The organism is Aerosakkonema sp. BLCC-F183, assembly GCF_041929145.1.
In the GTDB taxonomy this organism is placed as follows: domain Bacteria; phylum Cyanobacteriota; class Cyanobacteriia; order Cyanobacteriales; family Aerosakkonemataceae; genus Aerosakkonema.
Window position 1 is genome coordinate 102,648 of the sequence record NZ_JBHFNU010000074.1, and the last position, 13,737, is coordinate 116,384.

The window sequence follows — 13,737 nt, forward strand, 5'->3', positions numbered from 1 at the left end:
TCATGTTAATCTCGCTGCGGATTGAAAATTTTGCTCTCATCGATCGTCTGGAGCTAGTATTCGGCCAAGGTTTGAATGTCTTGACTGGCGAAACTGGGGCGGGAAAGTCGATTATTCTCGATGCGATCGATGCGGCTTTGGGAGGTAAAGTTACCAGCAGGTCGATTCGGACTGGCGCACAACGCGCTCTGGTAGAGGCGACTTTTAAACTGACGCCGGACTTGGCCCAATGGCTTAACGAGCAAGAAATTGACCTTTTGGATGAAATTTCTTTGGTTTGCAGTCGCGAAATGACGACGAATCAAACTGTCCTGCGTAGCAGTCGATCGCGGATCAATGGGGTGGTGGTCAATCGAAAGCAGATCGAGCAATTGCGATCGCGTGTTGTGGAAATTACAGCTCAAGGTCAAAGCGTTCTGATCGGGCAACCAGCCCATCAACGTGACTGCTTGGACAGTTTTGGCGGTGCCCCCCTACTCCAGCAACGACGAGCGGTTTTTGAGGCATATACAGCCTGTCAAGAGGCATTTGCTCACCTGGAAGGGCGACGGCAATCAGAGCAAATGCGCTTGCAAAAGTTAGACTTACTGGAATTTCAACTCAAAGAACTGAGTGCCGCTAAACTCGAAGAACCCGATGAATTAGAACATCTCGACCAAGAACGTCAGCGCCTCAGTCATGTGGTAGAACTGCAAAAGCAAAGCTATCAGGTTTATCAAGCTCTATATCAAAATGATGGTGAAGCGGATGCGGCGGCGGACATTCTGGGTGAAGCGGAAGCGACTCTCATCGATATGGTGAACTACGATGTGCAGTTGCAACAGATCTTAGATATGGTCAGCGCTGCGTTGGCTCAGGTGGAGGAAGCGGGACGACAAATTAATGCCTACGGTGAAGGTTTGGAAGCCGATCCGCAGCGGTTGGAAACGGTGGAACAGCGCATCCGAGACCTGAAGCAAATTTGCCGCAAGTATGGCCCGAATCTGGCGGAAGCGATCGCATACACCGAGCGCATCCAAGCTGAGTTAGAAGAACTGCAAGGCGGCGGTCAGTCGATCGAAGTGCTAGAGCAAATCTACCAAGAGCGAAAAGCCATTCTTGTCAAAGTTTGTGCCGATCTGACACAATTGCGTCGCAGCGCCGCCGATGAACTGGAAGCACGCTTGGTATCGGGATTGAAACCTTTAGCAATGGAAAAAGTGCAGTTTAAAGTCGAGATCGCTCCGAGTCCCCCTACGGCTGCTGGTGCTGACAAGATTACCTTTTTGTTCAGTCCCAATCCAGGCGAGCCTTTACATCCTTTGACAGAAACTGCCTCTGGGGGAGAAATGAGTCGTTTTTTACTGGCTCTCAAGTCATGTTTCACTCAGGTAGATTCTGTGGGAACACTAATATTTGATGAGATTGATGTAGGGGTTTCCGGTAGAGTGGCGGCGGCGATCGCTCAAAAACTCCATCAACTATCCGTACATCATCAAGTCCTTTGCGTCACCCACCAACCCCTGATTGCTGCGATGGCCGATCGTCACTTCCGAGTCCATAAACAAGTCATCGATACTCAAGACTCACCAATCCCCGATCGGCATCTATCCAACACTCAGAACTCAGATGTTCGCACTGTGGTGAGGGTGTCTTCCCTGGATAACCATCTCACTCGCAGCGAAGAACTGGCTCAGCTTGCTGGCGGACACTTTGCCACTGAAGAGATCTCCTTCGCCTTCGGCGAATCCCTACTGGCACAAGCGGCTTCTCGCCGTCAAAGGCAGCAATTGTCACCCAGTTCTCAGTCTGAATCTCTGCCAGATTCAGATTCTCAAACTGAAACTGCGATCGACAGAACTTTAAATAATCCTTAACATTTTCACCAAACTAGGATTTATGGAGTAAGGGTTAGGGCGTTGGGAACAAGAGGGAAGCAGTTCTAAACTGTTTATGCAAAGCTCGTGGTTTGCGGAAATCCTACAAATGCAATTGCGGCTCTTGGTTTGGCTTAAAAATATTGTCAACCCAGGAGGCAAGTAAAAAATTTGGTAATCATAGCCACAGATATTCGGTGCTGCGATGTGAGAATTAGCAATGATAATCTTAAAAAATTAGGTAGCCTTCGCTACACCCATTTATTCTATGCTTAAACCCAAGTAGCAGAGTAAACTTATCTGTAAATTAAGCTTGTAGGGTTTTCACATACTCAATCTGTAACTCCAATACTTTATAAACAACTATGATCGCATCGCGTTTGCATCTGCCATCTGTTGCACAGACTGCCATTGTGATAGATGTAGTCCCCTACATTAAAACTCAGTCCGTGCATAAAATGGCACAGGTTGCTCGTTATGAAGAGACTGTAATTGATGCAGTCCCAGAAACAGAAGCTCAACCCGTGCAACAAATCACACAATCTCATACTCCCGAAGCAACAGTCATCGATCGGGTTGCAGAAGTGCCACTTCAACCCAAACAGCAAGTATCTCAGGTGGAAGAGCTTGAGGATTTCTGGGCAAGTTCCACCGATAATGGAGAGCAGAACGGCGACAAGGAGAAGAAAGCCGACTTTTCTTTCCCAGCAACTACGAACAACAGCACCTCTGATGAGGTGAGGACGATCGATGTATCCTCAAAAGTGGAATATGAGCCAGTACAGCAAGTATCCCTAACTGACGATCGCGAGACTCGAACGATCGATATCGTCCCGCCAGTGTCAGCCACACCCAAGCATCAAAAAGCACAACAGTATACTGATGACGGCAAGACGATCGATGTAGATGTAGTTCCGCAAGTAGAAGCGAAACCCAAGCATCAAAAAACACAACAGCATACTCATGAAGCTCGGACGATCGATGTCGTCCCGCAAGTGGAAGGGAAAACACAGCATCAAAAAGCACAACAGCATACTCATGAAGCGCGGACGATCGATGTCGTCCCGTCAGTGGAACACAAGCCACAGCATCAAAAAGTACAAGTGCATAACGATGAACCTCGGACGATCGACGTTATCCCGCAAGCGGATCGCAAGCCACAGTATCAAAAAGCACAAGTAGATAGTTATAACGGCAGGACGATCGACCTAGCTCCAACAGAGGAAAGAGAGGCAGCCGATCGAAAAAATCAATCCAACTCTTATGAGCCCAGTCCTGGTAGTTCCTTGGCTAGAAGGGGAGATTCTTTTGCAGGGTTTCTCGCTCCCCTAAATAAAGATTCTTTCAAAGAAGTAGTCACTGGCGTTGAAGACAAACTGCGAGTAGTGAATCAAACCTTGACCATGCTGACTAACAGCGAGGGTTTTGATGCCATTCTGCAAGATATGTTGAATGCCATTACTCTGAAAACTGGGGAATTACTAAACGCCGATCGCACAACAATTTACTTATTGGACGAAGAAAAGAACGAACTGTGGTCAATTGTTGCTAAAAATGAAGATGGTCGCCCTCTAGAAATTCGCTTTCCGGCGACGCAAGGAATCGCAGGCGAGGCAGCTACATTCCACAAAGTTATCAATATTCCCTACGATTTTTACAACGATCCGCGCTCTGCATTTGCCAAGCAAACAGACAAAAAAACAGGCTACCGCACGTACACGATGTTGGTACTGCCTTTGTTGAACGAAGCAGGAGAATTAGTCTCCGTTGTGCAATTAATCAATAAGTTACAAACTCCCAACGATCCGAGCAGATCGTTAGCCGAACGCATCGATCTCAACGGCTTTACAGATGAAGACGAAAGAGTTTTTGAAGAATTTGCTCCTTCAATTCGTTTAATTCTGGAAAGTTCCCGTTCTTTCTATATGGCTACTCAGAAACAACGGGCAGCTGATGCGCTGATCAAAGCCAACCAAGCTCTAAGTCAGAGCAGTCTCGATTTAGAAGACACGCTAAAGCGTGTGATGGACGAAGCGAAGAAGCTGATGAATGCCGATCGCAGTACGCTGTGGCTCATCGATCACGATCGCAATCAATTGTGGACAAAAATTCCCATCCAAGGTGAATTAAAAGAAATCCGCATTCCCAGAACGGCTGGTTTCGCTGGTATGGTTGCAGAAACCCGCGAACCGCTAATGATACCATTCGATTTGTATAACGATCCGCGTTCGGAGACTTCTAAACAAACTGACCAAAAGTCGGGTTATCGCACTTGCAGTATGTTGTGTATGCCCGTGTTTAATGCCAATAACGAGTTGATTGGCGTAACGCAATTAATCAACAAGAAAAAACAGGGGGATTGGCCAGACTACGACGCGACTAAATGGCCGGAAGCACCGGAATGTTGGAAGGCTAGTTTTAATCGCACCGACCAAGAATTCATGCAGGTGTTTAATATTCAAGCTGGCGTTGCGCTGCAAAATGCTAAGTTGTTTGCCACAATTAAGCAGCAGGAACAAATGCAGCGAGATATTCTCCGCAGCTTGACTAACGGTGTAATTTCTACAGATAAAGCCGGTCATGTTATCGCTGCCAATGAAAGCGCAAAGCGATTGCTAGGGTTTAACGATGAAGACAAACTTGAGGGCAAACCAGTTCAAGAATTGGTGCAGATTAAAGACAAAGAAGAACAAGAGGATAATAAATTCCCCCGCTGGTTTGAAATGGCTTTGACGCCTACGGATGAGAAAAAACGCCACCAATACTACCCGGATCAAATCTTAGAAAGTCTTAATGGCGAACAGCATAGCGTCAATCTGTCAATTAATACGATCGCAGATGCGATCGATGTTGCGAAAATTGGCGGCGCTTTGGTGGTAATGGAAGACATCAGCGATGAAAAACGCCTCAAGAGTACGATGTATCGCTACATGACTCAGGAAGTCGCGGAACAGCTGCTGGCGAGCGGCGATAATTTCAAGATGGGAGGCGATCGCAAAGAAGTTACCGTCCTGTTCTCAGATATTCGCAGCTACACCACCTTGACCGAAAGCATGGAAGCGGAAGAAGTGGTGCAAATGCTCAACGAATATTTCGAGTCAATGGTCGATGCTGTCTTCCGTTACAAAGGTACGTTAGACAAATACATTGGTGATGCTATTATGGCTGTCTTTGGTGCGTTCGTGCCATTGGCAGATCATGCCTGGATGGGAGTGCAAACAGCAGTGGAAATGCGCCATCGCTTGGCAGAATTCAACACCAAACGCCGCGAACATAACCAGAAAGAAATTAAGATTGGTATTGGCATCAATTCCGACGTTGTGATTAGCGGCAACATAGGTTCTTCTCAACGTATGGAACTGACTTCCATCGGAGATGGGGTCAACCTGGGTTCGCGCTTGGAAGGTGCTAGCAAACAATATGGCTGCGATATTGTGATCAGCCAAAATACTTACGAACCTTGTGCCGATCGCATCTGGCACAGGGAACTGGACTTCATTCGCGTTAAAGGTAAAAACGAACCGGTGAGGATCTACGAACTTGTAGGTTTGCGTCACGAACCGATTTCAGACCAAAAGCTGAAATTGATCGATATTTACCACGAAGGACGAAACTATTACCTCAATAAGGAGTTTCGCAAAGCTATGAATGAATTTGCCATCATTCTGGAAGATATGAGTATCCCCGACAAAGCAGCTTCGCTATATCTGAAGCGCTGTCAGTACTGGCTGGACAACCCAGAATCTGTAGAAACAGAATGGGACGATGGAGTTTGGACTCTGACAGAAAAATAGGCTTTGGTGATTTCAGATTTCAGATTGCAGATTGCAGATTTCAATTTTAAAAATACAATTTGAAATCTGCAATTTGCAATTTAAAATTTCGTTCGCGATCTCAAACTAGCGCCAGAGATGTTTCTCTGTCATCTTCCTGCCAGTTGGCATTACCATTTCCAGTGGAGGCAAGATGTGCAATTGCCGATTATTCAGACATTAAAACCTTGGAATTTTGGAATGTTCCTTTGACGAAAATAGCATCATACTGTATTATATGTAACAGTAATGTCAATTATCGCGGCCTCAATTTCAATAAAGATGATGGACTTAAATATTTTCGTAAAACAAACAAATAAAGGAAGAAGCGTTTTTGCCAGCCGCTACTTCCGTAAAGGTGAGACTGTGGTAGTTGGACGCCGAGTCAAAATTCTGCCAGAAAGAACTATGCACTCTTTCCAAATGGACTTTGACCTACATATAGAATTAGATGAACCCGGACGATTAATCAATCACTCTTGCAGCCCAAACACAGGGGTTCGGAATAATAAATTCGGAGCCTACGATTTCGTGGCATTGGTTGATATTCCTGCTGGAACTGAGATTACATGGGACTACGAGACAACAGAGTATATTTCTATTGCTATTCCCAAATGTTATTGTGGCTCTCCCGAATGTCGATTAAAGACCCTTGGATTCAAATTTCTCCCTGTCGAAATTAAGAAAAAGTATGGTGAGTTTATCGCTAATTATCTCATACCAGTTGTCGATGAACTTGACTATAACAATAAGCTAAATGATGTTATGCTGAATCTTGGAAATAAGTAGTTTCCAGGCGAGATCGTGAGGAGCAAAAGTCGGGTATTCTGTACTTAGCATAGCAAGTACGGAATACCCGTAGATTAACGATTTCGATCCACAATTAGTTAAACGGTTTGGGCATAATATTGGAGATTGCTACTTGATGAAAACGAACAAAGCTGTTCTTAGAGTTTTGCCTCTTTGGGAAGAAGTCAAGCGAACTAACCTGATTTTTACCTACGCTGATGACGAAACAATAAATATTGATATTTCTTACTCCAGTCAACCTCTTTACGGTTAACTAATGGAATGTAGTTAAATTGCTAATAGGCTATGCTGCTCAATGACCATAGAATTAAATAATGACTCTCAAAAATCGCCAAACACTCTCCATGCTTGGGGTATAGCAGTGTTGCTTGTCGTCACCCTCATCTGGGGTACGAGCTATCCGTTCCTCAAAGGAGCCGTTAGTAGTCTTTCTCCTTCGGCAATATTGGCAACCCGCTTCGCAGTAGCGGCATTGCCTTTTACCCCCTATTTGCGCTTCCTTAATCTTCCCCTGCTACGGGATGGAGTCTTTTTAGGACTGATAATCTTTAGTACCTTAACTCTCCAAACTGTTGGCCTTGAGACTACCTCTGCAAATCGCGCTGCATTCATTGCCAGTTTCAACGTTATCCTAGTTCCTTTACTAGGGCAACTGCTAGGTCGGCAGGTATTCTTGAAAACTTTTCTCACCGCAGGAATTGCCCTCATTGGTGTGGGAGTGATGTGTTGGGAGAGTGGAGAGATAGTTATCGGCGATCTGTTAATGTTAGGCAACGCATTCCTCTACTCGATCTACATTCTCAAGCTTGAGTCCATCACGTTGCGCCACCCCATTTTGCCACTCACAGCGATCCAGCTTTGGGTGATAACCATAGTGTCTTTAATCTGGGCAGCTCCAGATTTGCTTAGACAACATGAGGCAATTACTGCAAACTTGGGTGTACTCTTATATCTTGGATTATTTGATACTGCTGCTACTATTGTTCTCCAAATAGTGGCTCAACGATGGGTTAACGCTTACGAAACGGCGCTAATGTATACCCTTGAGCCGATTTTCGGAGCCGTTTTCTCGTTTCTACTACTAGGAGAAAAACTGGGAGTAAGGGGTGTAATTGGCGCAACGCTTGTGCTGGTGGCAATGATTTTCGGTCAGAGTAAATCTCAGGAAACTGAGGATTATGGCGAAATACAAGTTAACGAGCCGATTGTTGCAGCGCTGTCAGCTGCTGATACCGAGCCAATTAATGTTCCCGTGTCGCTTCTGAACCCTAACCTCATGGAATCGAAATTGGATTCTTAAGCGTGGGTTATGGTTCTAGAGATGAGTGCGATCGGGCCTCAAAAAACGGTTTTCTAAACCAAAAAGAAACCCGTTTTTTGGATAGATTTGCCAGATCTGAGATGACCATTTCACATTTCAGATTGCAGATTTCAATTTTAAAAATACAATTTGAAATCTGCAATTTGCAATTTAAAATTTCGTTCGCGATCTCAAACTAGCGCCAGAGATGTTTCTCTGTCATCTTCCTGCCAGTTGGCATTACCATTGCCAGTGGAGGCAAGATGTGCAATTGCCCTATCTAAAATATCAAACCCCTGTTCCAGAGTTTCGATTACCGATAATTGACCCCGCAATTCACCAGCACCCGCAAAACCTTTCGCATACCAAGTCATGTGCTTGCGTGCTTGTCTAATTCCCGGTTCTCCCTTGTATTCCCACAACATTTGCAAATGGTCTTTCGCACATTCTAAGCGTTGAATTGGTGTAGGAGGTTCCTTCTCTTTCCCCGTTTTTAAGAAATAGTCAACCTCTCCCACCAAGAAAGGATAACCCAGCGTTCCTCGCGAACACATCACGCCATCAGCACCGGTTTCTGACAAGCAACGCACCGCAGCTTCCACAGAAAAAATATCGCCATTGGCGATAACGGGAATAGACAGAATTTCTTTCACTTTGCGAATCCATTCCCATCTGGCATTGCCATTATAACCTTGAGCGCGAGTGCGACCGTGAACGGTAATCATTTTCGCGCCAGCATCTTCCATCCGCTTGGCAAAATCGAGAATAGTTATTTCTTTATCCGACCAACCGATGCGAGTTTTTACTGTTATGGGGACATCTACCGCTTTGACTACTTCCCGTACAATTGCTTCTGCTACTTCCGGTTGTCGCAATAAAGAAGAACCGCCACCATTTTTAGTAATTTTATTGACGGGACAACCCATATTAATATCAATAGTATCAGCCCCTTCTGCGACTGCCTTGACAGCAGCTTCAGCCAAAAAATCCGGGCGACAATCAAACAGTTGAATGCTAATCGGTCGTTCGTTCGGGTCTACCTCCATAATTTTGGGCAACTGTTTGACGTAATGCAGTCCCGTCGCATTCACCATTTCTGTGTACATCATCGACTCTGGCGCGTAGCGACGCACTAGGCGACGGAATACCAAGTCCGTGACGCCAGAGAGAGGTGATTGCAGCACCCGGCTGTTTACTTCAAATTTGTCTATTTTCAGAGGAGTGGAGAGTCTGGCTTGCAGACTGGGAGATAGAGATAGCATATGGACTGGAAGGCGATCGAGCTTTTCTATTGTAGATTATTCTTAGGTATGTAGTTGCGCTTGGGCGCTCTTTAAGATCCCGCTAAAGCGCAACAACATACTTTTTTATTCTGGTAATTCGCCAAATCTTTCCCGATATCGAGCTAATAATTCTTCCGCTTGTCTTGACCTTTCTTCTGCGGTCAGATAGCGATTACCTCGTGCATCGAACCAATACAATACCTCAAGTTGCGATCCCCCATCATTATAGCGACCTCTGCCAATTCCCAAACCTACTTCCGGCATCCAAAAAGGCTCGCCAATTTGCTGTTCGTACTCGCCATTAACCAAACGATAAACTTCAAAAGGTTGATGTTGGTCACGTCGCCAATAGTAAGGATTATAAACTACATAATACAATACTCGCAATTTGGCATAAATATCCATCTTTTTATCGTATTCGCCGCCGTAAGTTTGCGAGACTATTTCTAAGGCGAAAATCGGGGGAATATTGTTTTCTTCCCAAACGACATAACTGACGCGCAAAGCATCGCCTTTAAACCGTTCTACTCCTAAACTCAAGAAGCCGTCAGGAACAACGGGTACAAGAGGACTAACTCCCGTCGTGTGATAGATTGCCATATCCACGCCAAAAAACCAATCATTGCGCTGGTTCCAGTAGAATTTGAGCAAGAATAGCAGTAAATTTGGCAGAAAGTTTTGATTTTCGTTATCCACAGGCGTATCGTCGGAATTAGGGAGTTCAGCACCAGTTGGTAAGCGGATTTCTGGATTAAACTGTACCATAATAGACTGACAGATAATTGATTAATTAATTGTATCATTGAGATACAACCCGGTTTACCTAAGAAACCGGGTTGTATCTCAATCACCTGAAAAGGGCTGGATTATCGAATTAAATATGCTTGTGCTTGTGTTAGATTTTCCATTTTGGATAGATTTCCCACATCTGAAATTATCGGCTTTCCAACCAAGCCACTAAATCAGCTAAACTAGCAAAATCGAAAATAGCATCACCTAAAGCTATTAAATCATCCGATGATAACTGCTGCAAACGATTCATAATTTCCGCAGGAATTTCACCAAATTTTCGGCTTATTAGTCGTTGCACTAATCTTAGTTGACCTGTTTGAATTCCTTCAGCACGACCTTCAGCACGACCTTCAGCACGACTAAATTCAATCGATCCTCTTTGTTCGGCCATAAACTGTTCCCGCCTTTCTATATCTTCTAACTCTTCTACACTCAAATTAATCCGATTAGCGATCGCAAATGCTTTATCAATTTCCGGTACATTTACCATATTTTCTGGCACTATTTCTAAATCCGGTGCTTTTCGCAAAAAATAGAGCCATTTATCGGTTACAGTTTCCAACTCCTCTAGATTTTTTTGAAATTTCGGTAACTCTACAAACACCAACTCCATCGGATACTCTGGATAATCAAATAGTTGCCGCCTTTCTTTGAAAATAAATTGGGAAATAACGGTTGCAGAAACTTCAAACAGGGTAAAATCGAGAATAGCTACAGAAATCAAAGGTCTAACTCTTGGATAATCCTCCCCAATCCTCAATTGGTTTGCATAAGTTTTAGCTGAGTTATAGACAATTCGTTTAGCAAAAGCAGGCACGTTAAAAGCTTGCATTTCGATCAAGACATTTTGTCCGGTACTCAATTTTGCTTTCACATCAAAATAAGTATTTTTCAAAGCCGAAATGCGACCGGGCGCATAGGGATCGATAATTTCTAAGCTGACAATTACAGGCTGACCTTGATAAACGATCGCATTCAGAAAACTGATCAGAATACCCTGGCTATCATCAGAACCAAAAATTTTTTTGAAAGCGTAATCTGTTTTAGGATTAATAAACTGCATATTTAGCTTGGAATCACTCATTTTTACTTTAGATTATACAAATAAAGCTCATGCCTCCCTCTCCTAATGCCCCAAAACTGCCATCCAGACGGCAAACACGACTAATTGATTACGGTTCGCCCTAAACCCCAAGTCGGTGGATGTGCCTACTATTAGTTCTAGTGACAGCGATCGACTGATGTAAAGCGATGACAGCTGCACAACCTCTCCTGAAGGCTAACCGTCCCGCCAAGGTACGGGAAACCCCCCTTCAAGAGAAGGCACTCTCGCGATCAGTATAGAGATTAGTCTTTCTTTGAATCACAGTATTGAAGCTGGAAAGCGCTGCTCAGTAAACTCGGCGATCTCAGTTTGTACTCCTACACTCCCCGTGGATTCGGCTGATAAATCGAGATGGAAAAATTTTGTAGTTAATGGAACCGGAACGCTCTTATGGCAAAAGTAGTTGGAATTGACTTAGGTACGACTAACTCCTGTGTGGCTGTAATGGAAGGTGGCAAACCCACAGTAATTGCCAACGCAGAGGGTTTTCGGACTACACCTTCCGTTGTAGCCTACGCTAAAAATGGCGATCGCCTCGTCGGTCAAATCGCCAAGCGCCAATCGGTGATGAACCCAGAAAACACGTTCTACTCCGTCAAGCGCTTTATCGGTCGTCGCTTTGAGGAAGTTACCCACGAAGCTACCGAAGTATCTTATAAAGTGTTGCGTGACGGTAACGGCAACGTCAAACTCGACTGTCCCGCACAAGGCAAGCAATTCGCTCCCGAAGAAATTTCCGCGCAAGTTCTGCGTAAGCTGGTAGACGATGCCAGCAAATACTTGGGCGAAACGATTACTCAAGCAGTAATCACCGTTCCCGCTTACTTCAACGACTCTCAGCGTCAAGCTACGAAAGACGCGGGTAAGATTGCCGGTATTGAAGTGCTGCGGATTATCAACGAACCTACCGCTGCTTCTCTGGCTTACGGTCTGGACAAAAAGAGCAACGAAACCATCCTAGTATTTGACTTGGGTGGCGGTACGTTCGACGTATCTATCCTGGAAGTTGGCGACGGCGTGTTTGAAGTGCTGGCAACTTCTGGCGATACTCACCTGGGTGGTGACGACTTCGACAAAAAAATCGTTGACTTCTTGGCAGAACAATTCAAGAAAGATGAAGGAATTGAACTGCGGAAGGACAAACAAGCGCTGCAACGTCTGACGGAAGCTGCTGAAAAGGCGAAGATTGAATTGTCTAGCGTTACGCAAGCAGAAATCAACCTGCCTTTCATCACTGCAACTCAAGAAGGCCCGAAACACCTGGATGTAACGCTGACGCGGGCTAAGTTTGAAGAACTCTGTTCGGATTTGATCGATCGTTGCCGCATTCCCGTAGAAAATGCGATCCGCGATGCCAAAATCGACAAATCTGCGATCGATGAAGTAGTGTTGGTGGGTGGTTCTACCCGGATTCCCGCCGTGCAAGAGTTGGTGCGCCGCACGATGGGTAAAGAACCCAACCAAAGCGTTAACCCTGACGAAGTGGTGGCAGTTGGTGCGGCAATTCAAGCTGGCGTTCTCGCTGGTGAAGTGAAAGACATCCTGCTGCTTGACGTGACGCCGCTGTCTCTGGGTGTAGAAACCTTGGGCGGTGTGATGACCAAGATTATCCCTCGCAACACCACCATTCCTACCAAGAAGTCGGAAGTTTTCTCGACTGCTGTTGACGGTCAAACGAATGTGGAAATCCACATTCTCCAAGGTGAGCGGGAAATGTCCAACGATAACAAGAGTTTGGGTACTTTCCGCTTAGATGGTATTCCGCCGGCTCCTCGTGGCGTACCTCAAATTGAAGTGACTTTTGATATCGACGCTAACGGTATTCTCAACGTCACGGCTAAGGATAAGGGTACTGGTAAGGTGCAATCGATCAGCATCACTGGTGCTTCGACTCTGCCGAAAGATGAAGTTGACCGGATGGTTAAGCAAGCCGAACAAAATGCGACTGCTGATAAGGAACGTCGCGAAAAGATCGATCGCAAAAACCAAGCTGACTCTTTGGCATACCAAGCTGAAAAACAACTCAGCGATTTGGGTGACAAGGTTCCCCCTGCTGACAAGACCAAGTTGGAAGGCTTGATCAAAGACCTCAAGGATGCTGTTGCTAAGGAAGATGATGAGCGCATCAAGACCTTGATGCCGGAAGTGCAACAAACTCTGTTCAGCATCGGTAGCAGTATCTATCAACAAGCTGGCGGCGCTGCTCCTGGTGGCCCTGGAGATCCCGGCGCTGGCCCTGGTGGTCCTACAGGCGGATCTTCTGGCGGCGGTGATGATGTTATTGACGCTGAATTCTCTGAAACTAAGTAGTTATCAGTCATTGGCTTTTGATAAGTAATTGTTGTTGAGAATACCCCGCCAAGCTTGCGCTGTGGCGGGGTATTTTTGTTTCATAGAAGGCTGCTTTTTGGCAGAGTTGTTAGACCAAATCTAGGTTGATTATCCTCTTTATCGCCATCGGCTGTAGAGACGTTTCATGAAACGTCTTTACTTCGTAGGTTGGGTTGACGCCAGGAAACCCAACAAAGTCAGGACTTACGCAAAAATGACCTGAAACCCTTGATTTACCGTAGGGGCAATTCATGAATTGCCCCTACATTTCATACTTGATGGGTAAGTCCTAAAAGTGTTGGGTTTCCTAGAGCGCCAGTCCAGTAAAAGAGGTTGACAAAACATTATAGGTATGTATGCCGATAGAGACCTTGGCAGGGCGAAGCATTTGGACAGAAAGATCTTGAATTTGAGTTATGAATTGTCGCCCAAATGCTTCGCCCCTACA

General features: G+C 45.3%; 10 protein-coding genes. 6 read left to right on the top strand and 4 right to left on the bottom strand.

Translation table 11 applies throughout. The features are described 5' to 3' along the window. Nucleotides 1-2: 2 nt before the first annotated feature. The 5 genes from recN to ACE1CD_RS22310 all read left to right on the top strand — a co-directional run bounded on the left by recN (nt 3) and on the right by ACE1CD_RS22310 (nt 7,778). Nucleotides 3-1,856 (top strand): DNA repair protein RecN, encoded by a 1,854-nt coding sequence (recN, locus tag ACE1CD_RS22290; protein WP_374826270.1) that lies wholly within the window; start codon nt 3-5, stop codon nt 1,854-1,856. Nucleotides 1,857-3,058: 1,202 nt separating this feature from the next. Next, entirely contained in the window at nt 3,059-5,650 is a 2,592-nt protein-coding gene (locus ACE1CD_RS22295; RefSeq protein ID WP_374794662.1) for a GAF domain-containing protein, read from the top strand. 267 nt (nt 5,651-5,917) lie between these two features. After that, the gene (locus ACE1CD_RS22300) at nt 5,918-6,457 is read left to right on the top strand and encodes an SET domain-containing protein (protein ID WP_374826271.1); all 540 of its coding nucleotides are present in this window, start codon (nt 5,918-5,920) and stop codon (nt 6,455-6,457) included. Between the two features lie 136 nt (nt 6,458-6,593). Continuing rightward, nucleotides 6,594-6,731: a hypothetical protein gene (locus tag ACE1CD_RS22305; protein WP_374826272.1), complete on the top strand. Its 138-nt coding sequence runs from the start codon at nt 6,594-6,596 to the stop codon at nt 6,729-6,731. Between the two features lie 42 nt (nt 6,732-6,773). After that, a complete protein-coding gene (locus ACE1CD_RS22310; protein WP_374794653.1) occupies nt 6,774-7,778 on the top strand; it encodes a DMT family transporter in 1,005 nt (334 codons plus the stop codon). 191 nt (nt 7,779-7,969) lie between these two features. Here ACE1CD_RS22310 and dusB read toward each other — a convergent pair whose 3' ends face one another. The 4 genes from dusB to ACE1CD_RS22330 all read right to left on the bottom strand — a co-directional run bounded on the left by dusB (nt 7,970) and on the right by ACE1CD_RS22330 (nt 11,117). Continuing rightward, nucleotides 7,970-9,040: a tRNA dihydrouridine synthase DusB gene (dusB, locus tag ACE1CD_RS22315; protein WP_374794654.1), complete on the bottom strand. Its 1,071-nt coding sequence runs from the start codon at nt 9,038-9,040 to the stop codon at nt 7,970-7,972. A gap of 105 nt (nt 9,041-9,145) precedes the next feature. Further along, nucleotides 9,146-9,826 (bottom strand): Uma2 family endonuclease, encoded by a 681-nt coding sequence (locus ACE1CD_RS22320; protein ID WP_374826273.1) that lies wholly within the window; start codon nt 9,824-9,826, stop codon nt 9,146-9,148. A gap of 169 nt (nt 9,827-9,995) precedes the next feature. Continuing rightward, nucleotides 9,996-10,937, bottom strand: coding sequence for an Rpn family recombination-promoting nuclease/putative transposase (locus tag ACE1CD_RS22325; protein ID WP_374794656.1), 942 nt, complete (start codon nt 10,935-10,937; stop codon nt 9,996-9,998). Nucleotides 10,938-10,979: 42 nt separating this feature from the next. Further along, nucleotides 10,980-11,117, bottom strand: coding sequence for a hypothetical protein (locus tag ACE1CD_RS22330; RefSeq protein WP_374794657.1), 138 nt, complete (start codon nt 11,115-11,117; stop codon nt 10,980-10,982). A gap of 231 nt (nt 11,118-11,348) precedes the next feature. Here ACE1CD_RS22330 and dnaK point away from each other — a divergent pair, with 231 nt between their 5' ends. After that, entirely contained in the window at nt 11,349-13,268 is a 1,920-nt protein-coding gene (dnaK, locus tag ACE1CD_RS22335) for a molecular chaperone DnaK (RefSeq protein WP_374794658.1), read from the top strand. Nucleotides 13,269-13,737 lie beyond the last annotated feature (469 nt).

Bases quoted from the DNA above. Each gene is read 5' to 3' on its own strand.
- ACE1CD_RS22325 (WP_374794656.1), bottom strand. From the start codon at position 10,937: ATGAGTGATTCCAAGCTAAATATGCAGTTTATTAATCCTAAAACAGAT.
- recN (WP_374826270.1), top strand. From the start codon at position 3: ATGTTAATCTCGCTGCGGATTGAAAATTTTGCTCTCATCGATCGTCTG.
- dnaK (WP_374794658.1), top strand. From the start codon at position 11,349: ATGGCAAAAGTAGTTGGAATTGACTTAGGTACGACTAACTCCTGTGTG.
- ACE1CD_RS22305 (WP_374826272.1), top strand. From the start codon at position 6,594: ATGAAAACGAACAAAGCTGTTCTTAGAGTTTTGCCTCTTTGGGAAGAA.
- ACE1CD_RS22300 (WP_374826271.1), top strand. From the start codon at position 5,918: ATGTCAATTATCGCGGCCTCAATTTCAATAAAGATGATGGACTTAAAT.
- dusB (WP_374794654.1), bottom strand. From the start codon at position 9,040: ATGCTATCTCTATCTCCCAGTCTGCAAGCCAGACTCTCCACTCCTCTG.
- ACE1CD_RS22310 (WP_374794653.1), top strand. From the start codon at position 6,774: ATGACCATAGAATTAAATAATGACTCTCAAAAATCGCCAAACACTCTC.
- ACE1CD_RS22320 (WP_374826273.1), bottom strand. From the start codon at position 9,826: ATGGTACAGTTTAATCCAGAAATCCGCTTACCAACTGGTGCTGAACTC.